Source organism: Pseudomonas sp. WS 5532, from assembly GCF_012985445.1.
In the GTDB taxonomy this organism is placed as follows: Bacteria; Pseudomonadota; Gammaproteobacteria; order Pseudomonadales; family Pseudomonadaceae; genus Aquipseudomonas; species Aquipseudomonas edaphica.
Genome location: NZ_JAAQWK010000009.1, coordinates 208,115 through 231,659 on the forward strand (window position 1 = coordinate 208,115; position 23,545 = coordinate 231,659).

Here is a 23,545-nt window from a genome sequence, read left to right on the forward strand (position 1 = left end):
GCGCACCCGAGCGGGAGCAAGCTCCCTCGCCACGGTAAGCCCCTGTGCTTAGAGTGGTTTACTTGGCCTCGGTAACCGTGAAGTGTTGCCGGGCGCCCGCCACCAGAATCTCCACCTCATCACCCTCGAACTTGCCCAGCAGGCTTTTGCCCAGGGGCGAGCGCGGGGTGATGACGGTCACCGGCTGGCCCACCACATCGACTTTCAAGCCTGCCGCATCCGGCGCCAGGAACAGCCACTGCTGGCGGCTGTTCTCGTCCTCCAGGCCTAGTAGCGTGCCGACCTCAATCCCGCGTTGATCATCGTAGGCGCGTAGTTGCAGGTTCTGGCACAACGCCAGCGCTTGCTTGATCTCTTCGACGCGTTTGGCTTGCCCGGCCGCGAGGTAGGAAGCTTCCAGCCCCAAGGTGTCGTACTTGTTCTCCGCGATGTTTTCTTCGTGGGTCGCGGTTTCGTAGGCGGTCTGTGCGGCACGCTGAGCGATGTCGAGGTCGACGCTGAGTTTTTCCAGGATCAACTGGTGAACGGCATGTTTATTCATGGGTGTGCTGGGTCATTCGCAAAATTGCAGGACATTCGCCTTGCTCTTTTCATTGGGCGCGTTCTGGTCTTGTTGCAGCCAGAACTGGCATTTGGGGTTAGACAGGTTGCGCGCATTGTTGCGCGCCTGGTCCAGGGTTTGTTGTTGTTCCTGCTTGCGCAGGTTCTCGGTGTATTGCTCGAACATACGGTTCGGCGGCTCCGGCGCCACAGCGGCCGGTTTGCCCATCTGTTGAACGGCTTGTTGAACCGCTTGAGCCACGGGTGCGAGGCTTTGCGGGAACAGGTAGCGCGAGACCAGCCAGGCGGTCAGCACAATGGCGATAAACCCCAGCCACAGGCCAAAGGCCACGGCAGCACTGAGCTTGAACAGCGACAACGGACGTTCAGACATGTTGGCCTCCTGGCAGGCATTGACGGCGTGGCGGCGATTGTCGCACAGCCACTGTGCAGAATAATCGCGATCAAGCCTTCTGCATCGGCGCATTTATGCGGACAATCGAGCCTTTGAATGTTGGAGCCCGGAATGAAAGCCCGCTGGGATATTTTTTGCAGCGTCGTCGACAACTACGGCGACATCGGCGTGACCTGGCGCCTGGCCCGGCAGTTGGTGGTTGAGCATGCGTGCGAAGTGCGCTTATGGGTCGACGACCTGCGCGCCTTCGAACGCATGTGCCCCGAAATCGAGGTGCAGCGCGATCAGCAATGGCAGGAAGGCGTTGAAGTGCGTCACTGGTCGGCCGACTGGCCGCAGACGCCACCCGCCGACGTTGTGATCGCCGCCTTCGCTTGCCAGTTGCCGCCCGATTATATGGAGGCCATGGCCGCGCGCGAACGCACGCCGTTGTGGATGAACCTGGATTACCTCAGCGCCGAAGACTGGGTGGTGGGTTGCCACCGCCTGCCGTCGGTGAAGTTCAAGGGCGTGCAAAAGTACTTCTTCTTTCCGGGGTTTCGTCCGGGCACGGGCGGGCTTTTGCGTGAAGGCGGGTTGTTGGAGCAGCGTCAGGCATTTCAGCATGACGGCGCAGCGCGACAACAATTCCTGCAGTCGATAGGCGTCGTTCCGGCAGCCGGTGCGCGGCTGATGTCGTTGTTTGCCTATGAAAATGCCGGGCTCGCCAGCTGGCTGGACGTGTTGGCGACGGATGGGCATGCCACTCATCTGTTGGTGCCGGAAGGCCGCATCCTCGGCGACGTGCAGCGCTGGCTCGATGTCGAGGCGCTGGCGGTGGGCGATGTGCATCAACGCGATGCGCTGACCGTGCAGGTGCTGCCGTTCGTGCGCCAGGAACAATATGACCGCCTGCTGTGGTGCTGCGACTTCAACGCCGTGCGCGGCGAAGACTCGTTCGTGCGTGCCCAATGGGCGGGGCGGCCGTTGCTGTGGCACATCTACCGCCAGGACGAAGACATCCACCTGGACAAGCTCGACGCCTTTCTGGCGCTGTACACCGCCGCGTTGTCGCCCGCCGCCAAGGTCGCTGTGGTGACCCTGTGGCAAGCCTGGAACGCTGATGGCGATATGGCACAAGCGTGGAAAATGCTCATGGAACACTGGCCGGAGGTACACCTGCACGCGCAAACCTGGTGTCTGGAACAAGGCTTGCAGGCCGATCTTGCGACGGCGCTGGTACAGTTTTATGAAAGTTGGATATGATACGCCACCTTGAATTTTGTAAATCCCATCCAAATTTCGGATATATGCAATGAAAACTGGTAAAGAACTGAAACCCGGTACAGTGATCCGTCTCGAAAACGACCCTTGGCTGGTTCAGAAAGCTGAGTTCACCAAGTCTGGTCGTAACAGCGCAATCATGAAGACCAAGCTGAAGAACCTGCTGACCGGTTACAAGACCGAGATCGTCTACAGCGCCGATGACAAACTGGACGACGTGATCCTCGACCGCAAAGAAGCGACCCTGTCCTTCATCAGCGGCGACACCTACACGTTCATGGACACCACCGACTACACCATGTACGAGCTGAACGCTGAAGATATCGAAGCCGTTCTGCCGTTCGTGGAAGAAGGCATGGAAGACGTTTGCGAAGCGATCTTCTTCGAAGACCGTCTGGTTTCCGTAGAGCTGCCGACCACCATCGTGCGTAAAGTTGCCTACACCGAAGGTTCCGCTCGCGGCGACACTTCGGGCAAGGTGATGAAGCCTGCCAAACTGGCTAACGGTACCGAGCTGCAAGTTGCTGATTTCATCGAAATCGACGACATGATCGAGATCGACACCCGTGAAGGTGGTTCGTACAAAGGTCGCGCCAAGAAGTAATTCTGGCCCAACCGTACGACAAAAAAAGCCCGACCTGGCGTCGGGCTTTTTTGTGCGCGTGTGTAAATCAGACCGTCACGTGCAGGCGCACATCGACGTTGCCACGGGTGGCGTTGGAGTACGGGCAGACCTGGTGCGCGGCGTCGACCAGGCTTTGCGCCTCGTCTTGTGCCAGGCCCGGCAGGCTGACGTGCAGGTCGATGTCCAGGCCGAAACCGCCGGGGATTTGGCCGATGCCGACGTGGGCGGTGATCGAGGCGTCATCCGGGATTTTGCGTTTTGTCTGGCTGGCGACGAATTTCAGCGCGCCGATAAAGCAGGCCGAATAGCCGGCGGCGAACAGTTGCTCGGGGTTGGTGGCCTGGCCGCCAGCGCCGCCCAATTCTTTTGGGGTGGAGAGTTTGACGTCGAGGATGTTGTCGCTGGAAACAGCGCGACCATCACGGCCGCCGGTGGCGGTGGCTACTGCGGTATAGAGCGTTTGCATGGTGTCGTCCTCTTTTGGTTTAGCGCTAAATGTTTGCGCGCTAAGTAGTTGGTGAGGCGAATATATAGCGCTAATATTTAGCGCGCAAGATAAATATAAAAATATTTGATGGGCTCAAAAAAACAAATGTGGGAGCGGGCTTGCCCGCGATGGCGGTGAATCAGTTAGCACATCTGGCGACTGACACACCGCCATCGCGGGCAAGCCCGCTCCCACATTCAGATTTTTAGTGTTTGGAAAATCGCGTCAGACAGCACCCTGCAAATTACTACGCAACGCAATCAGATCCGCCTGTAGCTTGCGCAACTGCTCAAGCTGCATACCGCTCGCCCCCAGAATGCACTGCGGAATCCCCATTGCCTTTTCCTGCAAGGCACGTCCCGCTTCGGTCAGTTCCACCACCACCACCCGCTCATCTTCACGCTTGCGGGTGCGGCTGAGCAGGCCTTCGGCTTCCAGGCGTTTGAGCAATGGCGTGAGGGAGCCCGGGTCGGTGAGCAAGCGGTGGCTGATTTCGCCGACGGTCAAGCCATCCTCTTCCCACAGCACCATCATGGCCAAGTACTGCGGGTAGGTCAGGCCGAGGGCTTGTAGCAGCGGCTTGTAGACTTTGGTCATCAGCAACGAGGTGGAGTGCAGGGCGAAACACAGCTGGTTGTCCAGCATCAGGTTTTCGCACGGGTTGGGATTTTTACTCATGGTGCTGCCTTAAAAAGCGTGTATGCCCAGGAATCTAGCGGGCAAACCTTTAATGCGCCAGATAATTCTGGCGCACCGGTCAGACCAGGCCGCTTTGCAGCGCCAGATCCCATGGCGGCACAGGGCTGAAACGCGATTTGAGGTATTCCAGCAGCAAACGGCTGCGCGCATTCGGTTGCTGTTCCAGGCGCAACGCGTAGATGCCAGCGGTTTCCGGGCTGGGCAGGCCGTTTTCGCAAAACAGCGGCAGCAACTCGCCGCGCACCAGGTATTCGCTGGCCAGCCACGTGGGCAGGTGGGCGATACCCAGCCCGGCAAGGGCGCCAGACAGTAGGGCTTCGGCGTTGTTGGCGCTCATGCGGATACGCCGCGGTCGGTAGAGGGTGCGGCGCCCATCCAGTTCGAAGCGCCACGCGAACATCGGCGCCAGGCCGTCCCAGTCCAGGCCATCGTGCTCGCTCAGCTCGCGTGGGTGGCTGGGCGTGCCATGGCTTTTGAGGTATGCCGGGCTGGCACAGGCGATGCGCACAATGCTCGCCAGGGGCGTGGCCACCAGGCGAGTGTCAACGATATGCCCGGCGCGCAGCACCAAATCGACTTTGCCCAGGTGCGCGCCCTGCATATCGACAAAGCTGTCGATCAAGTGCAGGTGCACATCGAGCCCAGGGTACACATTCAAAAAGTCGGCAATTACCGGCGCCAAGTGCCGTCGACCAAAGGCGGCCGGGGCGTCCACCCGTATCAAGCCTTCCGGCGCATGGCTCAAGGACACGGCTTCGGCACGGGCCAGCTGCAATTCGCTGACGATCCGCCGCGCCCGCTCGGCGAAGGCCAGGCCCGCCGGCGTGGGCAGCACCGCGTGGGTGCTGCGCTGGAACAGGCGGCTGCCCACCGAGCTTTCCAGGCTGTCGATGCGCCGCGCTACCGCCGATGGTGTCAGTGGGTGGCGGCGCGCGGCGGCGGAAAAACTGCCGGTCTCCAATACATCCAGAAACAGGCTCAGTTGCTCGGTCAGAGTGTTGGGGTTCATGGGTGTGCGCTTATGCGAGATTGGCACAGCCATTGTGCGTTGCTGTGCGTTTCCACGCTATAGCCGACTGCGTAGCATGCAAGGCCTGGGCTTCTGGAGTGGTGAGCGGTGATGGATTTGGCGATGTATCTGGTATTGGGCGCGGCGCTCGGTACGGTCGGCGGGTTGTTTGGCATTGGTGGCGGGCTGATCGCAATTCCGGTACTGGGCGTGTTGTTCGGCCTGGATCAACAGATTGCCCAAGGCACGGCCTTGGTGATGGTCGTGCCCAACGTGATGCTGGCGTTGTGGCGTTACCATCAACGCAACCGGATTGAATTGCGTCACGCGCTGCCGCTGGGGGTCATGGGCTTCAGCTTTGCCTGGCTGGGTTCGATCTGGGCGGTGGGCCTGGACGCCGGGGCCATGCGCATCGGCTTCATCGCGTTCTTGCTGACGCTGGCGGCGTACAACCTGCTGCGCCTGTTCACCCGCAACGCACCGCCGACTGCGCAAATGCGTTATTCCTGGCCATGGCTTGGCGTGCTGGGTGCTGCGTCCGGTTCCATGGGCGGCTTGTTCGGCGTGGGCGGCGCGGTGGTTGCCACGCCGGTACTGACCAGCCTGTTCGGCACCACCCAAGTGGTTGCGCAAGGCTTGTCGCTGGCCCTGGCATTGCCCAGTACCAGTGTGACGCTGGTCACCTACGCCTGGCACCATGAAGTGGACTGGATGATCGGCGTGCCGCTGGCGGTGGGTGGCCTGCTGAGCATCAGTTGGGGCGTGAAAGTCGCCCATGCGTTGCCGGAGCGTGTGTTGCGCGGGCTGTTCTGCGCTTTCCTGGCGGTGTGCGCGGTGATGTTGACCTTTAAAGTCTGAAGCCTTCGACGATGTATTGCGCCAGGCATTCGGTGATCGGCGAGGTCATTGCCGGGTTGCGTAACAAGTGCAGGTTCATCGAGGGCAGTGGCGGGAAGCCGTCGTCGCTGCTCAGGATTCGCAAGTCGTCGGTCACCAGGCTTTCCATGCACACCATCACTGCCAGGCCAGCGTTAACCACCGCCTGGATCGCCGCCACATTAGAGCTGTGGTAGGCCATGCGATAATCACGCCCGGCCGCATCCAGCGCTGCACGGGTCCACTGGTAGTAAAGGCAGTCAGTACCGGAACCGGCCAGGGGCAATGCATCGTGCTCGTCCACGCAGAAGCAGGGCGCGGCCGCCCACACCATGCGCTCGGTGCGCAACAACTCGCCGATTTCCTTGCCGGGTTCACGGCTGATGACGGTCAGCGCCAAGTCTCTGCGCTGCATCAACACCGATGACGACTCACAGTGCATCTCGATCTGGATCAGCGGGTAGGCCTTGGAAAACTGTTTGAGAATGCCCGGCAGAAAACGCATCACGTAGTCATCCGGCGTGCCGATGCGCACCAATCCCACCATATGCGGTTCGCGCAGGGTGTTGAACACTTCACTGTGCAGTTTCAGGATGCGCCGTGCATAACCCAGTAATACCTCGCCTTCCGGCGTGAGCCTTACTTGGCGGCCATCGCGCTCGAACAACTTGCGTTGCAGCACGTCTTCTTCCAGCCGCTTCATCTGCATGCTCACCGCCGATTGCGTGCGGTTGACCAACTCGCCGGCGCGGGTAAAGCCGCCCTGGTCGGCGATGGCGACGAAGGTGCGCAGTACGTCGGTGTCAATGCTTGGGTAGCTGGACAATTGATCAATCTCAGAGATGTATTGCATAAGAAACATTCGTTGGATTGATCATAAGGCCAGGCACACACTTGTGCCATCCCCACTGGAGGGCGAGAAGATGAAAGGTCAGAAAGGTTTTGTGTTGCTGGGCAAGCGCCCGTTTTCCGTGCTGCTTCGCAGCATTGCCCGCTGGCAGGCGCTGCATGAGGAGCGCCATGCCCTGGCAAGCTTGAGCGATGAAGCGCTTAAGGATATTGGGCTTAACCGCAGCGATGTCGAGCAGGAGCGTCATCTGCATTTCTGGCAAGACCCGCTGCGAAAATAAGCCAGGATGCAGTAGGGTGGTCGGCGAGCTCACACGGAGAGACCCATGCCCGCCGACCTGTCGTTTTCCCTCAAGCAAGCACGCCGCATGGCGCTGGTGGCCCAGGGATTTTCCGGGCGCCAGGCGCCAGCATTGATCAAGGCTGCGCACCTCAACCGTTTGATTGAGCGGTTGGGTGTATTGCAGATCGATTCGGTCAACGCCGTGGTGCGCTCCCATTACCTGCCGCTGTTTTCGCGCCTGGGCCATTACTCCCCGTTGATCCTTGAACACGCTGCCTGGAGCCAGGGCCGGCGCCGCTCGTTGTTTGAGTATTGGGGCCATGAGGCCTCCTTGCTGCCCATGGCGCTGTACCCGTTGATGCGCTGGCGCATGGAGCGGGCAAAGTTAGGGCAGGGCATCTATTCGCAGATGGCGCGCTTTGGGCGTGAGCAGCAGGCCACCATTCAGCGCGTGCTGCACACGGTCGAGCAGCAAGGCGCATTGGGCGCGGGCAGCTTGTCGACCCGCGAGGAGCGTGCCGGCCCCTGGTGGGATTGGAGTGAGGAAAAACACGCGCTGGAATGGCTGTTCGCCGCCGGTTTGGTCACCGTCGCGGGGCGGCGCGGTTTTGAGCGGCTCTATGATTTGCCGGAACGGGTCATTCCCGCCGATATTCTTCACGCGTCTGTGAGCGAAGCCGAAGCTCAGCGCGGTTTGCTGCTGCACAGCGCGACTGCATTGGGCGTCGCCACCGAAAAAGACCTGCGCGACTATTTCCGCCTGGACCCCGCCGACAGCCGTGGCCGCCTGGCCGAGTTGGTCGAGGATGGGCAGTTGCAGGTGTGCCAGGTGCAGGGCTGGAAGCAGGCGGCTTACTGCCTGCCTGAACCCAAAGTGCCACGCAAAGTGCCCGCAAGCGCCTTGCTCTCGCCGTTCGATTCATTGATCTGGGAGCGCAGCCGCACCGAGCGTCTGTTCGATTTTCGTTACCGGCTGGAGATCTACACCCCGCAACACAAACGGGTGTATGGCTACTACGTGCTGCCGTTTTTGCACAATGAGCGGATTGCCGCGCGGGTTGACCTGCGCGCCGAACGCGCCAATGGGCGCCTGGCAGTGCACGCGGTGCACGAGGAAGAACCGGGGCTGGATGAGGAAGGGATGCAGGCGTTGGCCCTGAATCTGCGGCAGATGGCGGGCTGGCTTGGGTTGGAGCAGGTGCAGCTCAACTGCCAGCGGCCGAGTGCGGCGCGGCTTCGGGTGGCGATGTTGCAAATATGAGTTGTCGAGGGCTTTTGTGGCGAGCGGGCTTGCCCCGCGTTGGGCTGCGAAGCAGCCCCATCACAAACACCTCGGTATATCTGGAAGAACGGGGTGGCTGGTTTCAGGGTGGCTTCGCCACCCAACGCGGGGCAAGCCCGCTTGCCACAACAAGCCTATGAGTCAGCGTTTAACTTGCTTCAACGTCTCGGCAATCAAAAACGCCAATTCCAGCGACTGATCGGCATTCATCCGTGGGTCGCAATGCGTGTGATAACGGTCAGACAAGCCATCTTCGGTAATCGGCCGCGCGCCGCCAATGCATTCGGTGACGTTCTGCCCGGTCATCTCGATATGGATCCCGCCGGCATAGCTGCCCTCGGCCTGGTGGACCTGGAAGAACTCCTTCACCTCGCCAAGAATCTGCGCAAAGTCGCGGGTCTTGTAGCCGCTGCTGGCCTTGATGGTGTTGCCGTGCATCGGGTCCGAACTCCACAGCACCTGCTTGCCCTCGCGCTGTACCGCACGAATCAGGTTGGGCAGGTGGTCGCCGACCTTGCCGGCGCCCATGCGCGCAATCAGGTTGAGGCGGCCTGGGTCGTTGTCCGGGTTGAGGATGTCGATCAGGCGGATCAGGTCCTCAGGCTTCATGCTCGGGCCGACCTTGACCCCGATCGGGTTGTTGACCCCGCGCAGGAACTCGACGTGGGCACCGTCCAGCTGACGGGTGCGGTCGCCGATCCAAAGCATATGGGCCGAGCAGTCGTAGTAGTCGTTGGTCAGGCTGTCGCGGCGCACGAAGGCCTGTTCATAGTTCAGCAGCAGCGCTTCGTGGGCGGTGAAGAAGCTGGTTTCGCGCAATTGCGGCGAGCTGTCCATACCGCAGGCGCGCATGAACGCGAGGGTTTCGTCGATGCGATCGGCCAGTTGGCTGTATTTTTCGGCCAGCGCGGAGTTGGCGATAAAGTCCAGGTTCCACTTGTGCACCTGGTGCAGGTCGGCAAACCCGCCCTGGGCAAACGCGCGCAGCAAATTCAGGGTGGCAGTGGACTGGTGGTAAGACTGCAGCAGGCGGTCCGGGTCTGGCACGCGGCTTTTTTCGTCGAAGCCGATACCGTTGACGATGTCGCCACGGTAGGCGGGCAGGGTGACGCCGTCGATGGTTTCATCGTTGGCCGAACGCGGCTTGGCAAACTGGCCGGCCATGCGTCCAACCTTGACCACCGGGCAACCGGCGGCGAAGGTCATCACGATCGCCATCTGCAGCAGCACCTTGAAGGTGTCGCGGATTTTTGCAGCAGAAAACTCGGCAAAGCTTTCGGCGCAGTCACCACCTTGCAACAGGAAGGCGCGGCCCTGGGTCACTTCGGCAAACTGACGGCGCAATTCGCGTGCTTCCCCGGCAAATACCAGTGGCGGGTAGCTGGCCAGGCTTTGCTCCACTTGCAGCAAGTGCGCAGCGTCCGGGTACTGGGGTTGTTGCTGGATCGGCAGGGCGCGCCAGCTGTCGGGGCTCCAGGGTTGGCTCATCATGAACTCGATAGGTTGATTGACGGTCGGGCGCCAATGTTAGCAGCAATTAGTGCGTGACCTGTTGCCGCCGCTTGGCCGACAATCGCGCCTTTGCCGTGCGGTAAACCCTTTAGGAGTAGTGATGAGCGAGGAGCGTGTCGAGCGCCTGCTGGCTGAAGTCCATGATGATTTCGGCATGATTCGTGTGCTCGAAGTGGCTGATTACCGTTTTCTCGAGTTTGGCGATGCCATCGAGCAAAGCTGCGTGTTTACCGCCGACCCGAGCTGGCTCGAGTACGACTACACCCGCGCGATGTTGATTGGCGCGTTGTGCCATGAGCAACCGGAAAGCGCGCTGTTCCTCGGCCTGGGCGCCGGTACGCTGACCCAGGCGTGCCTCAAGTTTCTGCCGCTGGAAGACGTCGAGGCCATCGAGCTGCGCCCGGATGTGCCGCGCCTGGCCATCGAGTACCTGGGGCTGGATGACGACCCGCGCTTGTACATCCGTATTGGTGACGCGTTGCAATTGCTCGATACCGCCGAGTCGGCCGACTTGATTTTCGTCGACTTGTATACGGATGTTGGCCCAGGCGTCGGGCACCTGGCCTGGACCTTTCTGGAAAACTGCCAGAAAAAACTCAACCCGGGTGGCTGGCTGGTGATCAACCAGTGGGCGACCGATGACGGTAAACCATTGGGTGCGGCGTTGTTGCGCGGGTTGTATCACCGGCATTACTGGGAACTGCCGGTGAAGGAGGGCAATGTGATTTTGCTGGTGCCATCGGAGCTGGATCAGGAACTGGATATGGCAGCGTTGTCGGACCGCGCCGAGGCGTTGGCGCCGCGGTTGGGGTATTCGTTGCAGGCGTTGATCAAGGCGATTCGGCCGGCGACTTAGTTGCCCGTACTGACGCCATCGCGGGCAAGCCCGGCTCCCACAGTTGAATAGCATTTTCCGGTTGAAATGCATTCCACCTGTGGGAGCGGGCTTGCCCGCGATGAGGCCCGCACAGCCTACTCAAATCCCCTTGAACACCCCCGGCCGCTTCTCAACCATCGCCCGCACACCTTCTTTGGCATCTTCACTGTTCAACAATTTCTCCACCACCACCTGCAACCCGGCCGCCGCCACGGCTTCACCTTCCATGCGTGCCTGGCGCGCCGACATCAACGTCGCCTGCACGCCCAGCGGTGCCTGGCGGGCAATGCGGCTGGCCAGTTCGATGGCGCGCGGCAGCAGGTCTTCACTGGCCATCACTTCCTGCACCAGCCCCAGACGCAGCGCCTCATGGGCGTCGAACTCATCGCCGGTCAGCAGCCAGCGCATCGCGTTGCCCCAGCCGGCGATCTGATGAAAGCGCAGGGTCGCGCCGCCAAACGGGAAAATCCCGCGCTGCACTTCCATCTGCGCAAAGCGCGTATTGCTGGCACAGAGGTTGATATCCGCCGCCAGCATCAATTCGATGCCGATGGTCAGGCAGTAACCCTGGGCCGCGACGATCACCGGTTTATTGACGCGGGGGCCGGCAAACACGCCCCACGGATCGCAGCCGCCCAACGGTGGTTGCCAGCCTCCCGACATCACGCCACTGACATTGGCCAGGTCCAGCCCGGCAGTAAAATGTTCGCCGTGGGCGAATACCACGGCCACGCGAGCGTCGTCGTTTCGATCAAATTCGCCATAGGCCAGGCTCAGCTCATTGAGCAGGTCCAGGTCAAAGGCATTGCGCTTGGCCACTCGATCCAGTCCCAACAGCAGGACATGACCCTGTAATTCACGGCTGACGCGACTGCTGCTGGCTTGATTCATCGGGGGTGGCCTCGGGGGCTTGGGTAGGGTTTTAGACCAGTGGGCCTTAATGGGCAGGTGAACCGTTTAAGTGTTGTGACCAACAGGGCCGGGCCTTTGAAAAATAGACCTTGGCGCGGGTATACGCAAAGAAGGTGACGCAGCGCGGTATATCGGCACTTTCGGATAAAAAAAGCTCCCTTTTTCAGCTATTTCCGGTATAGTGCGCGCCGGCCTTTAACCGGGCCGCGTTTAGGTAGCGCAATTCCCCGAAGTCAGCTTCGGCTGCACGTCCGCACAGCGGACTCTCCCTTGACGAATCTTTTTCATTCATTCGTTTTCGCAAATCCCCGCCGACAAAGCAGCCAGGGCGACTCTTGAGTCTCAACACGGCATGCGCAGCTTTGGAGCATGGGTCTTTGCGGATGCACTTAGAGGCAGACCCATGACCCAGGAAACCGGCGGCTTCGCCGCTTTTAATCTTAACCCGAACATTCTCGCTGCCGTCATCGCGACCGGCTACGAAGAACCTTCGGCTATTCAGCAGCAATCGATCCCGATCATCATGGCCGGGCAGGACATGATTGGCCAGGCGCAAACCGGTACCGGTAAAACCGCCGCGTTCGCCCTGCCTATCCTGCACTGCATCGATCCTGCCAAGCGCGAGCCGCAAGCCCTGATCCTGGCGCCAACCCGTGAGTTGGCGCTGCAAGTAGCAACCGCTTTTGAAACCTACGCCAAGCAAATGCCAGGCGTAACCGTTGTGGCCGTTTACGGCGGCGCGCCTATGGGCCCACAACTTAAAGCAATCCGTAACGGCGCACAGATCGTTGTCGCCACGCCGGGCCGTCTGTGCGACCACCTGCGTCGTGACGAGAAAGTGCTGTCGACCGTGAACCACCTGGTTCTGGACGAAGCTGACGAAATGTTGAAGCTGGGCTTCATGGATGACCTGGAAGTCATCTTTAAAGCACTGCCACCGACCCGTCAGACCGTACTGTTCTCGGCCACCCTGCCACAGTCGATCCGTGCCATTGCCGAACGCCACCTGCGCGATCCGCAACACGTGAAGATCCAGACCAAGACTCAGACCGTTACCGCGATCGAACAGGCTCACCTGTTGGTTCACGCTGACCAGAAGACCTCGGCTGTATTGAGCCTGCTGGAAGTCGAAGACTTCGACGCCCTGATCATGTTCGTGCGCACCAAGCAAGCGACCCTGGACCTGGCCAGTGCCCTGGAAGCCAAAGGCTACAAAGCCGCTGCGCTGAACGGTGACATTGCCCAGAACCAACGTGAGCGCGTGATCGACTCCCTCAAGGATGGCCGTCTGGACATCGTTGTGGCGACCGACGTCGCCGCCCGTGGCCTCGACGTTCCACGTATCACTCACGTGTTCAACGTTGACATGCCTTACGATCCAGAGTCCTACGTTCACCGTATCGGCCGTACCGGCCGTGCGGGTCGCGAAGGTCGTGCACTGCTGCTGGTGACTCCGCGTGAGCGCCGCATGCTACAAGTGATCGAGCGTGTAACCGGTCAGAAAGTTGCCGAAGTCCGCCTGCCGGATGCCCAGGCCGTTCTCGATGCTCGCATCAAGAAACTGACCAACAGCTTGTCGCCGCTGGTGGCTGACGCTGAATCGACCCACGGCGACCTGCTGGACCGCCTGACTGCCGATATCGGTTGCACCCCACGTGCCCTGGCTGCAGCTCTGCTGCGCAAAGCCACCAACGGTCAGGCCCTGACCCTGGCAGCGATCGAGAAAGAACGCCCACTGGTACCGAACAACGCGCCACGCGGTGATCGTCCAGAGCGTACCGGTGACCGTCCAGACCGTGGTGATCGTGAGCGTCGCGCTCCGGTTCCATTGGCTGAAGGTCGTGCTCGCTGCCGTACCGCGCTGGGCGCGCGTGATGGCATCGCCGCCAAGAACCTGCTGGGCGCTATCCTCAATGAGGGTGGCCTGGCACGTGAAGCCATCGGTCGCATCCAGGTTCGTGACAGCTTCTCCCTGGTGGAGCTGCCGGAAGACGGTCTGGAAAAACTGCTGGCCAAGCTCAAAGACACTCGCGTTGCCGGTAAGCAGCTGAAGCTGCGTCGCTACCGCGAAGATTGATCCGCCTTTGGGCTGATTGATCGCATATAAAAAATCCCCGACTGGTTCGGGGATTTTTTTTGCCTGGCATTTCTTTCGGATCAGCACCCGATCAAATGTGGGAGCTGGCTTGCCTGCGATAGCGGTGTATCAGTGGCAAATAGGCTAACTGAACCACCGCTATCGCAGGCAAGCCAGCTCCCACCTTTAGATCTCTGTTAGCCGAAACGATAGATGTCCATCCCCAGCGCGCCCAAGGTGAACCCCTGATGCGCCACACTGAAATCCCCTCCGGCGCCCCGTGCAAAGTACAACGGCAACAAATGCTCATCGCTGGGATGGCTGCGCACGGCATGCGGCGCCTGGCGGCGGTAGTCGTGCAGGGCCGCTTCATCGTTGGCGGCAAGTTTATCCACCACCCAATCGCGAAAATCCCGCGCCCACGGCTCGATGCTCTCAGGGCCGGCGCGCCAGTTTAGCTCACCCAGGTTATGGGTGATGCTGCCGGAGCCGATCAACAGCACACCCTGTTCACGCAGGCTCGCCAGGGCATGCCCGACTCGGGTTTGCAGCGCCGGGCCCATGCGGCTGGGCAAGGAAACCTGCACCACCGCAATATCCGCCGCCGGGTACATCAGTGACAGCGGCACCCAGGTGCCGTGGTCGAAGGGGCGGCGTTCATCGAGTTGCGCGTCGAGGCCATCGGCTTGCAGCAGCCCGACGATTTGCGCGGCCAGCTGCGGGTTGCCCGGCGCCGGGTACTGCACGGCAAACAGTTCGGGAGGGAACCCACCGAAGTCGTGCCAGGTTTGCGGGGCGGCGCTGCCAGTGACGAGTAATTGGTCGCTTTCCCAATGCGCCGATACCACCACAATCGCTGTTGGCCGTGGCAGTTCAGCCGCCAGACGCCGCAACGCCGGGCCACTGGCGCCGGGTTGCAGGGCAAGCATGGGCGAGCCGTGGGAGATAAACAGGCTGGGGAGCATAAGTCGGGTCCTGAGGGTTAACATAGGCCCATCTTCAATCAGATCATTGATCTAAATCTAATATAAGTTTTAGCGCCTTTTGATCGATTTTTCAGGGTGATTTATGGAGCCTAAGTTTTGGCAAGAGCGCTGGGCGCGCAATCAGATTGGCTTTCACCTGCCTGACGTCAACCCTTACCTGCAACGGCATTAGCCGAAACTGGTACTGCCGGTTGGCGCAAAAGTGCTGGTGCCGTTGTGTGGCAAGAGCCTGGATATGATCTGGCTCGAAAGCCATGGGTATCGCGTAATGGGCGTGGAATTGTCGGAGCAGGCGGTTGAAGCCTTCTTCAATGAGCAATCGTTGACGCCGCATATCCGCCAGCAAGGCGCGTTCAAGGTGTATGCGTCCGGCTTGATCGAGGTGTGGTGCGGCGACTTCTTCGCTGTCGACGCCGAGGCGGTGAGCGATTGCACTGCACTCTATGATCGCGCGGCGTTGATCGCTCTGCCGCCGCTGATGCGGGCGCAATATGCTGAGCATCTGAATACGCTTCTGCGCCCTGGTTGCAAGGGGCTGCTGATCACCCTGGACTATGATCAGACGCAGAAGGCTGGGCCGCCATTTGCGGTGACTGACGAGGAAGTCAGGGTGTTGCTGGGCTTGCGTTGGGGCCTGAATGTACTTGAAAAGCAAGACATCCTGGGCGAGAGCTGGAAGTTTGTGCAGGACGGCGTTACGCGGCTGGAGGAGCGTGTGTATCAACTGACTCTGCGTTGACTATTGCATCGCCATTGCGGGCAAGCCCAGCTCCCACAGTGAATGCGTTCCAATGTGGGAGCCGGGCTTGCCCGCGATGGCGTTATCAGCACCTACAAAAAAGGGGCGATCAAATCGCCCCTTTCTGTGTCGCATCAGCCCCGACGACGCAGCGCGTCGATACGCTCCTCCAGTGGCGGGTGGCTCATGAAGAAGCGGGCAAAGCCTTGCTTGATGCCACCGTTGATGCCAAACGCGGTCAGGCTGTCGGGCATGTGTACCGGCAGGCCCTGTTCAGAGCGCAGGTGTTGCAGCGCTGCGATCATTGCACCGGTGCCGGCCAGGCGGGCGCCGGCTTCGTCTGCGCGGAACTCGCGTTTGCGTGAGAACCACATGGTGATCGCACTGGCCAGGAAGCCCAGCACCACTTCAGCAAAGATGGTCGCCACGAAGTAAGCGATACCACGGCCTTCTTCGTTCTTGAAGATCACCTTGTCGACAAAGTTGCCGATGATCCGTGCGAAGAACATCACGAAGGTGTTCACCACGCCTTGTACCAGCGCCAGGGTGACCATGTCGCCATTGGCTACGTGGCCGATCTCGTGGGCCAGCACGGCCTTCACTTCGTCGTAGGAGAAGCGTTCGAGCATGCCCTGGCTCACCGCAACGAGCGCGTCGTTCTTGTTCCAGCCGGTGGCGAAGGCGTTGGCTTCATAGGCGGGGAAGATCCCGACCTCAGGCATCTTGATGCCGGCCTCGCGGGACAGTTGCTCAACGGTTTGCAGCAACCATTGTTCATGCCGGGTGCGTGGCTGGGTGATGACCTGGGTGCTGGTGCTCATCTTCGCCATCCATTTGGAGATGAACAGCGAAAACAGCGAGCCGGCAAAACCAAAGACCGCACAGAAAACCAGCAGCTGATTGAGGTTCAGATCAACCCCGTTGGCCGCCATGAACCCGTTGAAGCCGAAAAGGCTCAGGGTGATGCTGGCAATCAGCACGACCGCCAGGTTAGTGGCCAAGAACAGCAGGATGCGCATCATGGTTGTAGAGTTCTCCTCATGCTTAATATGTCGCGTACTGCGGGGTATATAAGGTGCGGCCTAAGGTGATTCAACCGAGCGACTATTTCAAACTGTGTCCTACAGCATCAATGTAGAGCCTTGAAGGGAATTTCTGACCTGGAAAGTGACGGGTGATCACCCCGCTCATGCCTTGGCGCCCTGTAATTACAAGGGGTTGACCGGTGCGTGGTGTGCAGCGGCGAGCGAGGAGGGTAGGCAGGCTAGAGAAGTGTTGCCAGATACTCGCTGTACGACCGAATGGCGGTCGTACAGCGACTTTTAGGTTACTGGCGATAGGACTTGAGGAAGTTGCCGATGCGACCAATGGCCATGTCCAGGTCATCCACACGCGGCAAGGTCACCACGCGGAAGTGATCCGGCCACGGCCAGTTGAACGCCGTTCCCTGCACCACCAGCAGCTTTTCCGACAGCAGCAGGTCGAGCACGAATTTCTCGTCGTTGAGGATCGGGCAGACTTTCGGGTCGATGCGTGGGAAGGCATACAACGCGCCCATGGGTTTCACGCAGCTGACGCCCGGGATCGCGTTGAGCAGTTCCCAGGTGCGGTTGCGTTGCTCCAATAGACGGCCCTGGGGCAAGACCAGGTCGTTGATGCTCTGGTAGCCGCCGAGAGCGGTCTGGATCGCATGTTGGCTCGGCACGTTGGCGCACAGGCGCATATTGGCCAGCATGTCGATGCCTTCGATGTAGCTCTGGGCATTGTGCTTGGGGCCTGAGATGGCGATCCAGCCGGAGCGGAAACCCGCCACCCGGTAGGACTTGGACAGGCCATTGAAGGTCAGGCACAGCAGGTCCGGTGCCAGGGAGCCGGTGCAGATGTGCACGGCGTCGTCGTAGAGGATCTTGTCGTAGATCTCGTCGGAGAACACCACCAGGTTGTGCTGGCGCGCCAGTTCGAGCATGCCCAGCAACACTTCTTTGGAATAGACGGCGCCGGTGGGGTTGTTCGGGTTGATGATCACCAGGGCCTTGGTGTTCGGGGTGATCTTGGCCTTGATGTCGGCCAGGTCCGGGAACCAGTCCGCGCCTTCATCGCACAGGTAGTGCGCCGGGTGGCCGCCGGCGAGGGTCACGGCAGCGGTCCACAGCGGGTAGTCGGGCGCCGGCACCAGCACTTCATCGCCATTGTTGAGCAAGGCCTGCATGGACATCACGATCAGCTCGGACACGCCATTACCCAGGTAGATGTCTTCGATGCCGACACCTTCGACCTGCTTTTGCTGGTAGTACTGCATCACGGCTTTACGCGCGCTGAACAGGCCCTTGGAGTCGCTGTAGCCCTGGGCTGTCGGCAGGTTGCGGATCACGTCCTGGAGGATTTCGTCCGGCGCTTCGAAACCAAAAGGCGCCGGGTTGCCAATGTTCAGCTTGAGGATGCGATGGCCTTCCTCTTCCAGGCGTTTGGCGTGCTTGAGCACCGGGCCGCGAATGTCGTAGCAGACGTTGGCGAGCTTGTTCGATTTGCTGACCTGCATGGCGATGTGATCCTGAAAATGAACGATCCAGACGGCGTGGACACTACCGTACTGCGAAACCTGCGGGGCTCGCACCCATAAATACGTTTGAATGCCGGTAGCGCGGGTGCCAGACTGGCGTTTTGAAGAGGCGCAATCATACGTGCCGCCTGATCCATGGAAAAGACACAGATCAGGGTTTTTCAGTTGCCGAGGTGTATCGATGGATAAGTTGCAGAAAACCGTTGAAGAATGGAAGGCGATGCTCGATCCGGAGCAGTACAACGTGTGCCGTCTCAAAGGCACCGAGCGACCTTTCAGCGGCAAATACAATGCCACCAAGACTGATGGCGTGTACCACTGCATTTGCTGCAATGAGCCGCTGTTCGATTCCACCACCAAGTTTGATTCCGGCTGCGGCTGGCCGAGTTTCTACGCGCCGATTGCCGACAGCGCGATGATCGAGATCCGTGACATCAGCCACGGCATGATCCGCACCGAAGTCACCTGTGCCAAGTGCGACGCGCACCTGGGGCATGTGTTCCCGGACGGTCCGCCGCCCACCGGCCTGCGTTACTGCATCAACTCGGTGTGCCTGGACCTCGTTCCACGCTGACTGATCGTTCCCACGCTCCGCGTGGGAACGCCTCCTGTGGCGCTTCGCGTCACGACTTTAGAAGCGGACGCAGAGCGTTCTGGGCTGCATTCCCACGCGGAGCGTGGGAACGATCTATGCGCAGGCATCACTGCGGTCAATTAAATTGCACGCAATTGAATTGCCGACTATCTTTATAGCTCTTTCTCCGTATCCGAGGCGCTGCCATGAGCGACAACCTGCTGAGCATCCCGTGCACCACCATCAAGGGTGAGCAAAAGACCTTGGCCGATTTTGCCGGCAAGGCCATTTTGGTGGTCAACACCGCCAGCAAATGTGGTTTCACCCCACAATACAAAGGCCTGGAGCAGGTTTGGCAGCAGTACAAGGACCAGGGTCTGGTGGTGCTGGGCTTTCCCTGCAATCAGTTCGGCAAACAGGAGCCAGGCAACGAAGGGGCGATTTCCGAGTTCTGCGAGCTGAACTTCGGCGTCAGCTTCCCGCTGTTCAAGAAGATCGACGTGAATGGCAGCGACGCCCACCCACTGTTCGTGCAACTTAAAAAACAAGCGCCGGGGCTGCTGGGCTCCAAAGGTATCAAGTGGAACTTCACCAAATTTCTGATCGGCCGTGATGGCAAGGTGGTCAAGCGTTTTGCCCCGACCACCAAGCCCGAAGCCCTGACCCAAGAGATTGAAGCCCTGCTCAAATGACCGACTTGCCCCGCGTGTCCCTGGCGCTGGACGACCAGCTGTGTTTCAAGCTCTATGCCGCGTCCCGAGCGGTGACGCGGGCTTACAAGCCCATGCTCGATCAGTTGGGCCTGACCTACCCGCAATACCTGGCGATGCTGGTGTTGTGGGAATGGCACTGCGCGACCCCAACGCAACCCACGGTCAAGGCCCTGGGCGAGCGCCTGATGCTGGACTCTGGCACGCTGACGCCGCTGCTTAAGCGCCTGGAACAGCTGGCGCTGGTGCAGCGCCGGCGCAGCGCGCTGGATGAGCGCGAGGTGCATCTGAGCCTGAGCCCCGCGGGCGTACAGTTGCGCGACCAGGCCCATGCCCTGAAAACCCGGCTGCTGTGCGACAGCGGTGTCGACCTGAACCAGGCCGACGTGTTGCGCAATGGTCTGGACGAGCTGCTGGCGCAGATCAAAAACTTGTCGAGTTCGGCACCCACAGGTCCAGCAGGGCTTTGAGCTCTTCGCGGCGAAACGGTTTGGCCAGGTAGTCATCCATTCCCGCCGCCCGGCAGCGCTCGCGTTCTTCCGCCAGGGCGTTGGCGGTCAGGGCGACGATAGGCAGCTCCGGCCAGCGCCCGCTGCGGCGAATCTGCCGGCTGGCCTCGTAGCCGTCCATCACCGGCATATTGCAGTCCATCAACACCATGTCGAAGCGCTGCTCCTCCAGCAACTTGAGCGCCTCGCCGCCATGGGCAGCCACAATCACTTCGCAGCCGAGCTTGCTGAGCATGCCCTTGGCTACCAATTGATTGACCGGGTTGTCCTCCACCAGCAGGATGCGCGCGCGATGTGCCAGGGGCACGGCTTCTATCTGGACAGGGTCGAGGATCAGTTGCGCCTCGCTGCGCAGGTTGCGCTGCAGAATCTGATACAGCGCGTTGCGGCTCAACGGGCGTGCCTGTTGCTGCAGCGGCATCAGAGCCGCGACTTCTTCGCTGGGCATGAAGTTGCCATAGGCCGTCACCAGCAGGATCGGCGCGCTGATGCCAGGGCGCAGGCGGAACAGGCACTCCGGGCAATCGGTGATCAGCAGGTCGGGGGCCAGCCCGGTCAGGTCGTCATCCTGGGAGTAGCAGCGCAGCGCCAGCCCCCAAGCCGGCAGCAAGGTGCCGAGCAATTCCGCCAGGCCACTCCCGGTGTTGGTGATGGCGATGACTTCGCCCAACAGCGGCGCTTGTCGTGCGGCCGGCAAATGTGTGGGCAGCGGCAGGTCGGCGCAGAACTGGCTGCCAAAACCGACTTCCGAGCTGATGCTCAAGCGGCCCTTCATCGCTTCACACAGGTTATGCGTCAACGCCAGCCCCAGCCCGGTGCCGCCGAACTGGCGTGTGATACCCGCACCGGCCTGGGTAAACGGCTGGAATATTTTCACCTGCGCTTCCTGGGCAATGCCGATGCCGGTGTCACAGACTTCGATTTTTACCCGGCCACCCTCGGCACTGAGGCGCACGTCCACACGCCCGAAGCGGGTGAACTTCAAGGCATTGGAAAGCAGGTTGCTGACGATTTGCCGCACCCGTGTCGGGTCGCCAATGACTTGCGCAGGAAACAGCGGGTCGATCAGGCAGGTCAACTCGACACTCGGCGCCGCGTTCTGCGACAGCAGGTTGGCGGTGTCTTCCACCAATGAGCCGAGGTCGAACGGGATGCGTTCGAGCTCCAACTGGCCGGCGTCGAATTTCGACAGGTCGAGGATATCGTTGAGCAGTTCCACCAGCACCTTGCCCGAATCGTGGGCGATGGACAGTTGCTGGCGTTGTTCGGCGTTCAGCGGGCTGTCGAGCGACAGCGCGATCATGCCCAGCAAGCCATTGAGCGGCGTGCGGATCTCATGGCTCATATTGGCCAGGAACGCGGCGCGCGCCTGGGCCATGGCCAGGGCGGTCAATTTGGCGGCTTCGAGTTCATCGTTGGATTGGCTCAAGCGCTGGTTGCTGGCCTTAAGCTCCAGAGTGCGTGCCGAGACGATATCTTCCAGTTGGCCCAGGTACTCGGTGAGGCGGTCCTCGGCATGGCGCCGTTGCTGGATTTCGGTCTGCATGTTTTCGAATTGCTGGTTGGCGACGTTCACCAGCACGCCGATTTCATCGTTTTCGTGACCTGGCGGGCAATCCAGGCGAGCCTGCTTGCTGGTGCTCAGGGCACGGATGATGCGCACCAGTGGCTGGGTCAGCATCACGTAGAACAGGCCCAGCAGAATGCCTGTCAGCAGCAGGCTGCGGGCGAACCCGTTGAGCAAGGTTATCTCGGCGCGGTGCAGGAAACGGCTGCCAAAGGCGTAGGTGTCGACGTCCAGGCGCAGCACGCCGAGGGAATCCTCGGGCATGTGGCTCAGGAACAGTCGATCTTCAAACAAGCGGTTGGCGCCAAACAGGAAGTCACTGATGGGCCGGTAGGCGCTCTCTTTGCGCGGCCGGTTCACGTCGGCCAGTACCACGCCATTGTTATCGACCAGTTGCGCGTGGGTAATGGCCGGCGAGTGCAACAGGCCCAGGGTCAGTTCCTGGGCAAGTTCGGCATCAATGTTGTAGGCGATACGTGAGGCAGGGTTATGGCTGATTTCGATCAGTGAGCGTATTTCACGGTTGATCGAGGCGTCTTCGCTGGCATAATCAATGCCGATTTGGATCAGGCTGAGCAAGGTTCCCAAGACGAAACCGACCAGCACAGTCAATCGAGCTTGTTTATAAGACAAGCGGTGGGCGAACTTGATATCCATCGGGTGTTGAACCACTTCACGTTTCCCTTCGCCCGGCAAGCATAGCTGAACATCCACAGGCTTTGGCTTGGCCGGCATGAATCGTTTTATACGCAGCCTCGTGGGGTCTGCCACAGGGTTGCCAATACGCCATCTTTTGCAAGAACTTGCCAGAGGAATAATCGTGGATTCTCGATTGAATGCCTTTCTTGAGCGGGCCGATGCGGTCCTTGCGCGCCTGGAACCGCTGTTACCTGCACCGCGCCAAGCCATCGATTGGAATAACTGCCTCGCCGCCCGTTGGCAGCGCGAAGGCCGTACTGGCTTTTTGCTCCCGCTGGAAGTGAGCCTGGACATGCGCCTGTCCGACCTTATCGGCGTGGACAAGCAACGTGAGCAACTGGCTCGCAACACTCAGCAATTTCTCGATGGCCTGCCCGCCAACCATGCGTTGCTGTGGGGCTCGCGCGGCACCGGCAAATCTTCCATGGTGCGTGCTTTGCTGGCCCAGCATGCCAAGGCCGGTTTGCGCCTGATTGAAATCGAGCGCGATCACCTGGCTGACCTGCCGCGCGTGGTCGAGCAACTGCTCAAGCTGCCGCAACGGTTCATCCTGTTCTGTGACGACCTGTCTTTCGAAGCGGGTGAGGGCGATTATCGCGTACTCAAGAGCGTACTGGACGGCTCCCTTGAGCAAGCGCCGGAAAATGTGTTGCTGTATGCCACCTCCAACCGTCGTCACCTGGTGCCGGAAAACCAGAGCGACAACGACAATTGGAAGCGCGTGGACGGTGAGTTGCACCCCAGCGAGGCGGTGGAAGACAAGATCGCCTTGTCCGACCGTTTTGGCCTGTGGCTGTCGTTCTATCCGTTCAGCCAGGAACACTTCCTGGATGTGGTCGAACACTGGATCGGCGAACTGGCCAGCAAGGCCGGCTTGCAGTGGCAGCGTGATGAAGCCCTCGACATCCTGGCCGTGCGCTGGGCCACCGGGCGTGGCAACCGCAACGGCCGTTGCGCGTATCAATTCGCCCGTTACTGGGTGGGTCTCAAGTTGTTGGAGCGTCAACCATGATCGATTTACAACAGGCCGGCACCGGCCTGGATGGCTACGCCATGCTCTGCGCGCAGCTGGAATCGCTGCTCGCCGATGAGCGTGACTTTATCGCCAACAGTGCGCAGTTCTCGGCGTTCCTGTTCAACCAGTTGGACGACTTGAACTGGGCGGGCTTCTACCTCAATCGCAATGAAGAACTGGTGCTTGGCCCGTTCCAGGGCCAGATCGCTTGCGTGCGTATTCCCTTCGGTCGTGGCGTCTGCGGTGCGGCGGCGGCATCCCGGCAAACCCAGCGGGTAGAAGATGTGCATGCGTTCCCAGGCCATATTGCCTGTGACAGTGCCTCCAACAGCGAACTGGTGGTGCCATTGGTCAAGGATGGCCTACTGGTGGGTGTCCTGGATCTGGACAGCCCGTCGCTGGCCCGTTTTACCGCGCAGGACCAGGCGGGCATCGAGCAGTTGGCGGCGATTTTCCTGCGGTTGACCGACTGCTGATCCC

At 60.4% G+C, this 23,545-nt stretch carries 24 protein-coding genes and 1 pseudogene; 13 read left to right on the top strand and 12 right to left on the bottom strand.

Going from position 1 to position 23,545, the window contains the following annotated elements; all coding sequences use genetic code 11:
• Nucleotides 1–58 precede the first annotated feature (58 nt).
• On the bottom strand, nucleotides 59–541 hold the full coding sequence (locus HBO23_RS17525) for a GreA/GreB family elongation factor (protein ID WP_069788694.1): 483 nt from the start codon (nucleotides 539–541) through the stop codon (nucleotides 59–61).
• Nucleotides 542–553: 12 nt separating this feature from the next.
• Nucleotides 554–934 carry a hypothetical protein gene (locus tag HBO23_RS17530; protein ID WP_026013615.1) on the bottom strand — a complete coding sequence of 127 codons (381 nt, stop codon included), beginning with the start codon at nucleotides 932–934 and terminating at the stop codon, nucleotides 554–556.
• A 132-nt stretch (nucleotides 935–1,066) separates the two neighbouring features.
• Between HBO23_RS17530 and earP the strand changes: the two genes are divergently transcribed.
• The gene (gene earP / locus HBO23_RS17535; RefSeq protein WP_017136151.1) at nucleotides 1,067–2,200 is read left to right on the top strand and encodes an elongation factor P maturation arginine rhamnosyltransferase EarP; all 1,134 of its coding nucleotides are present in this window, start codon (nucleotides 1,067–1,069) and stop codon (nucleotides 2,198–2,200) included.
• A gap of 49 nt (nucleotides 2,201–2,249) precedes the next feature.
• On the top strand, nucleotides 2,250–2,822 hold the full coding sequence (locus tag HBO23_RS17540) for an elongation factor P (protein ID WP_017136152.1): 573 nt from the start codon (nucleotides 2,250–2,252) through the stop codon (nucleotides 2,820–2,822).
• A 67-nt stretch (nucleotides 2,823–2,889) separates the two neighbouring features.
• Here HBO23_RS17540 and HBO23_RS17545 read toward each other — a convergent pair whose 3' ends face one another.
• The 3 genes from HBO23_RS17545 to HBO23_RS17555 all read right to left on the bottom strand — a co-directional run bounded on the left by HBO23_RS17545 (nucleotide 2,890) and on the right by HBO23_RS17555 (nucleotide 5,038).
• Nucleotides 2,890–3,309 carry an organic hydroperoxide resistance protein gene (locus HBO23_RS17545; RefSeq protein ID WP_076017342.1) on the bottom strand — a complete coding sequence of 140 codons (420 nt, stop codon included), beginning with the start codon at nucleotides 3,307–3,309 and terminating at the stop codon, nucleotides 2,890–2,892.
• Between the two features lie 246 nt (nucleotides 3,310–3,555).
• Nucleotides 3,556–4,008, bottom strand: coding sequence for a MarR family transcriptional regulator (locus HBO23_RS17550; RefSeq protein ID WP_017136154.1), 453 nt, complete (start codon nucleotides 4,006–4,008; stop codon nucleotides 3,556–3,558).
• Nucleotides 4,009–4,087: 79 nt separating this feature from the next.
• Nucleotides 4,088–5,038: a LysR family transcriptional regulator gene (locus HBO23_RS17555; RefSeq protein WP_058422841.1), complete on the bottom strand. Its 951-nt coding sequence runs from the start codon at nucleotides 5,036–5,038 to the stop codon at nucleotides 4,088–4,090.
• Nucleotides 5,039–5,146: 108 nt separating this feature from the next.
• Between HBO23_RS17555 and HBO23_RS17560 the strand changes: the two genes are divergently transcribed.
• Nucleotides 5,147–5,896: a sulfite exporter TauE/SafE family protein gene (locus tag HBO23_RS17560; RefSeq protein WP_065929730.1), complete on the top strand. Its 750-nt coding sequence runs from the start codon at nucleotides 5,147–5,149 to the stop codon at nucleotides 5,894–5,896.
• Here the strand turns inward: HBO23_RS17560 and HBO23_RS17565 are convergent.
• The gene (locus HBO23_RS17565; RefSeq protein ID WP_032865497.1) at nucleotides 5,886–6,767 is read right to left on the bottom strand and encodes a LysR family transcriptional regulator; all 882 of its coding nucleotides are present in this window, start codon (nucleotides 6,765–6,767) and stop codon (nucleotides 5,886–5,888) included. The two genes, HBO23_RS17560 and HBO23_RS17565, sit on opposite strands and share 11 nt — an antisense overlap.
• 70 nt (nucleotides 6,768–6,837) lie before the next feature.
• On the opposite strand from HBO23_RS17565, the gene HBO23_RS17570 reads away from it, so the two are divergent.
• On the top strand, nucleotides 6,838–7,044 hold the full coding sequence (locus tag HBO23_RS17570; protein WP_026013616.1) for a DUF1127 domain-containing protein: 207 nt from the start codon (nucleotides 6,838–6,840) through the stop codon (nucleotides 7,042–7,044).
• Nucleotides 7,045–7,089: 45 nt separating this feature from the next.
• Nucleotides 7,090–8,307: a winged helix-turn-helix domain-containing protein gene (locus HBO23_RS17575; protein WP_170038975.1), complete on the top strand. Its 1,218-nt coding sequence runs from the start codon at nucleotides 7,090–7,092 to the stop codon at nucleotides 8,305–8,307.
• A gap of 162 nt (nucleotides 8,308–8,469) precedes the next feature.
• On the opposite strand, the gene HBO23_RS17580 is transcribed toward HBO23_RS17575, so the two are convergent.
• Nucleotides 8,470–9,816, bottom strand: coding sequence for a 3-deoxy-7-phosphoheptulonate synthase class II (locus tag HBO23_RS17580; protein WP_017136160.1), 1,347 nt, complete (start codon nucleotides 9,814–9,816; stop codon nucleotides 8,470–8,472).
• A gap of 124 nt (nucleotides 9,817–9,940) precedes the next feature.
• Between HBO23_RS17580 and HBO23_RS17585 the strand changes: the two genes are divergently transcribed.
• A complete protein-coding gene (locus HBO23_RS17585; protein ID WP_017136161.1) occupies nucleotides 9,941–10,696 on the top strand; it encodes a spermidine synthase in 756 nt (251 codons plus the stop codon).
• Nucleotides 10,697–10,816: 120 nt separating this feature from the next.
• Here the strand turns inward: HBO23_RS17585 and HBO23_RS17590 are convergent, their stop codons facing one another.
• Complete coding sequence (locus tag HBO23_RS17590) at nucleotides 10,817–11,608, bottom strand: crotonase/enoyl-CoA hydratase family protein (protein WP_017136162.1); 792 nt, start codon at nucleotides 11,606–11,608, stop codon at nucleotides 10,817–10,819.
• A gap of 424 nt (nucleotides 11,609–12,032) precedes the next feature.
• Between HBO23_RS17590 and HBO23_RS17595 the strand changes: the two genes are divergently transcribed.
• Nucleotides 12,033–13,706 (top strand): DEAD/DEAH box helicase, encoded by a 1,674-nt coding sequence (locus HBO23_RS17595; protein ID WP_017136163.1) that lies wholly within the window; start codon nucleotides 12,033–12,035, stop codon nucleotides 13,704–13,706.
• Between the two features lie 197 nt (nucleotides 13,707–13,903).
• Here HBO23_RS17595 and HBO23_RS17600 read toward each other — a convergent pair whose 3' ends face one another.
• On the bottom strand, nucleotides 13,904–14,671 hold the full coding sequence (locus HBO23_RS17600; protein ID WP_170038977.1) for a class III extradiol ring-cleavage dioxygenase: 768 nt from the start codon (nucleotides 14,669–14,671) through the stop codon (nucleotides 13,904–13,906).
• Nucleotides 14,672–14,774: 103 nt separating this feature from the next.
• Between HBO23_RS17600 and HBO23_RS17605 the strand changes: the two are divergent.
• Nucleotides 14,775–15,431 (top strand): annotated as a pseudogene (locus tag HBO23_RS17605) (thiopurine S-methyltransferase).
• A 134-nt stretch (nucleotides 15,432–15,565) separates the two neighbouring features.
• Here the strand turns inward: HBO23_RS17605 and htpX are convergent.
• A complete protein-coding gene (htpX, locus tag HBO23_RS17610; RefSeq protein ID WP_017136167.1) occupies nucleotides 15,566–16,453 on the bottom strand; it encodes a protease HtpX in 888 nt (295 codons plus the stop codon).
• A gap of 305 nt (nucleotides 16,454–16,758) precedes the next feature.
• Nucleotides 16,759–17,970, bottom strand: coding sequence for a pyridoxal phosphate-dependent aminotransferase (locus HBO23_RS17615; protein ID WP_170038979.1), 1,212 nt, complete (start codon nucleotides 17,968–17,970; stop codon nucleotides 16,759–16,761).
• A 202-nt stretch (nucleotides 17,971–18,172) separates the two neighbouring features.
• On the opposite strand from HBO23_RS17615, the gene msrB reads away from it, so the two are divergent.
• The 3 genes from msrB to HBO23_RS17630 all read left to right on the top strand — a co-directional run bounded on the left by msrB (nucleotide 18,173) and on the right by HBO23_RS17630 (nucleotide 19,745).
• Nucleotides 18,173–18,565: a peptide-methionine (R)-S-oxide reductase MsrB gene (msrB, locus tag HBO23_RS17620; RefSeq protein ID WP_017136169.1), complete on the top strand. Its 393-nt coding sequence runs from the start codon at nucleotides 18,173–18,175 to the stop codon at nucleotides 18,563–18,565.
• A 206-nt stretch (nucleotides 18,566–18,771) separates the two neighbouring features.
• Complete coding sequence (locus HBO23_RS17625; RefSeq protein WP_099549066.1) at nucleotides 18,772–19,257, top strand: glutathione peroxidase; 486 nt, start codon at nucleotides 18,772–18,774, stop codon at nucleotides 19,255–19,257.
• Nucleotides 19,254–19,745 (top strand): MarR family transcriptional regulator, encoded by a 492-nt coding sequence (locus tag HBO23_RS17630; RefSeq protein WP_017136171.1) that lies wholly within the window; start codon nucleotides 19,254–19,256, stop codon nucleotides 19,743–19,745. The genes HBO23_RS17625 and HBO23_RS17630 overlap by 4 nt, the downstream gene beginning before the upstream one ends.
• Here HBO23_RS17630 and HBO23_RS17635 read toward each other — a convergent pair.
• Nucleotides 19,699–22,008, bottom strand: a complete 2,310-nt coding sequence (locus HBO23_RS17635; protein WP_170038982.1) for a response regulator — start codon at nucleotides 22,006–22,008, stop codon at nucleotides 19,699–19,701. The two genes, HBO23_RS17630 and HBO23_RS17635, sit on opposite strands and share 47 nt — an antisense overlap.
• 163 nt (nucleotides 22,009–22,171) lie before the next feature.
• Here HBO23_RS17635 and HBO23_RS17640 point away from each other — a divergent pair, with 163 nt between their 5' ends.
• Both HBO23_RS17640 and HBO23_RS17645 read left to right on the top strand, forming a co-directional pair.
• A complete protein-coding gene (locus tag HBO23_RS17640; protein ID WP_017136173.1) occupies nucleotides 22,172–23,062 on the top strand; it encodes an ATP-binding protein in 891 nt (296 codons plus the stop codon).
• Complete coding sequence (locus HBO23_RS17645; protein WP_017136174.1) at nucleotides 23,059–23,541, top strand: GAF domain-containing protein; 483 nt, start codon at nucleotides 23,059–23,061, stop codon at nucleotides 23,539–23,541. The genes HBO23_RS17640 and HBO23_RS17645 overlap by 4 nt, the downstream gene beginning before the upstream one ends.
• The last annotated feature ends 4 nt before the right edge of the window (nucleotides 23,542–23,545 follow it).

What these genes read in the sequence shown, in the direction of transcription:
- HBO23_RS17525 (WP_069788694.1), bottom strand. Translation starts at nt 541, where the DNA reads ATGAATAAACATGCCGTTCACCAGTTGATCCTGGAAAAACTCAGCGTC.
- HBO23_RS17530 (WP_026013615.1), bottom strand. Translation starts at nt 934, where the DNA reads ATGTCTGAACGTCCGTTGTCGCTGTTCAAGCTCAGTGCTGCCGTGGCC.
- earP (WP_017136151.1), top strand. Translation starts at nt 1,067, where the DNA reads ATGAAAGCCCGCTGGGATATTTTTTGCAGCGTCGTCGACAACTACGGC.
- HBO23_RS17540 (WP_017136152.1), top strand. Translation starts at nt 2,250, where the DNA reads ATGAAAACTGGTAAAGAACTGAAACCCGGTACAGTGATCCGTCTCGAA.
- HBO23_RS17545 (WP_076017342.1), bottom strand. Translation starts at nt 3,309, where the DNA reads ATGCAAACGCTCTATACCGCAGTAGCCACCGCCACCGGCGGCCGTGAT.
- HBO23_RS17550 (WP_017136154.1), bottom strand. Translation starts at nt 4,008, where the DNA reads ATGAGTAAAAATCCCAACCCGTGCGAAAACCTGATGCTGGACAACCAG.
- HBO23_RS17555 (WP_058422841.1), bottom strand. Translation starts at nt 5,038, where the DNA reads ATGAACCCCAACACTCTGACCGAGCAACTGAGCCTGTTTCTGGATGTA.
- HBO23_RS17565 (WP_032865497.1), bottom strand. Translation starts at nt 6,767, where the DNA reads ATGCAATACATCTCTGAGATTGATCAATTGTCCAGCTACCCAAGCATT.
- HBO23_RS17570 (WP_026013616.1), top strand. Translation starts at nt 6,838, where the DNA reads ATGAAAGGTCAGAAAGGTTTTGTGTTGCTGGGCAAGCGCCCGTTTTCC.
- HBO23_RS17575 (WP_170038975.1), top strand. Translation starts at nt 7,090, where the DNA reads ATGCCCGCCGACCTGTCGTTTTCCCTCAAGCAAGCACGCCGCATGGCG.
- HBO23_RS17580 (WP_017136160.1), bottom strand. Translation starts at nt 9,816, where the DNA reads ATGAGCCAACCCTGGAGCCCCGACAGCTGGCGCGCCCTGCCGATCCAG.
- HBO23_RS17585 (WP_017136161.1), top strand. Translation starts at nt 9,941, where the DNA reads ATGAGCGAGGAGCGTGTCGAGCGCCTGCTGGCTGAAGTCCATGATGAT.
- HBO23_RS17590 (WP_017136162.1), bottom strand. Translation starts at nt 11,608, where the DNA reads ATGAATCAAGCCAGCAGCAGTCGCGTCAGCCGTGAATTACAGGGTCAT.
- HBO23_RS17595 (WP_017136163.1), top strand. Translation starts at nt 12,033, where the DNA reads ATGACCCAGGAAACCGGCGGCTTCGCCGCTTTTAATCTTAACCCGAAC.
- HBO23_RS17600 (WP_170038977.1), bottom strand. Translation starts at nt 14,671, where the DNA reads ATGCTCCCCAGCCTGTTTATCTCCCACGGCTCGCCCATGCTTGCCCTG.
- htpX (WP_017136167.1), bottom strand. Translation starts at nt 16,453, where the DNA reads ATGATGCGCATCCTGCTGTTCTTGGCCACTAACCTGGCGGTCGTGCTG.
- HBO23_RS17615 (WP_170038979.1), bottom strand. Translation starts at nt 17,970, where the DNA reads ATGCAGGTCAGCAAATCGAACAAGCTCGCCAACGTCTGCTACGACATT.
- msrB (WP_017136169.1), top strand. Translation starts at nt 18,173, where the DNA reads ATGGATAAGTTGCAGAAAACCGTTGAAGAATGGAAGGCGATGCTCGAT.
- HBO23_RS17625 (WP_099549066.1), top strand. Translation starts at nt 18,772, where the DNA reads ATGAGCGACAACCTGCTGAGCATCCCGTGCACCACCATCAAGGGTGAG.
- HBO23_RS17630 (WP_017136171.1), top strand. Translation starts at nt 19,254, where the DNA reads ATGACCGACTTGCCCCGCGTGTCCCTGGCGCTGGACGACCAGCTGTGT.
- HBO23_RS17635 (WP_170038982.1), bottom strand. Translation starts at nt 22,008, where the DNA reads ATGGATATCAAGTTCGCCCACCGCTTGTCTTATAAACAAGCTCGATTG.
- HBO23_RS17645 (WP_017136174.1), top strand. Translation starts at nt 23,059, where the DNA reads ATGATCGATTTACAACAGGCCGGCACCGGCCTGGATGGCTACGCCATG.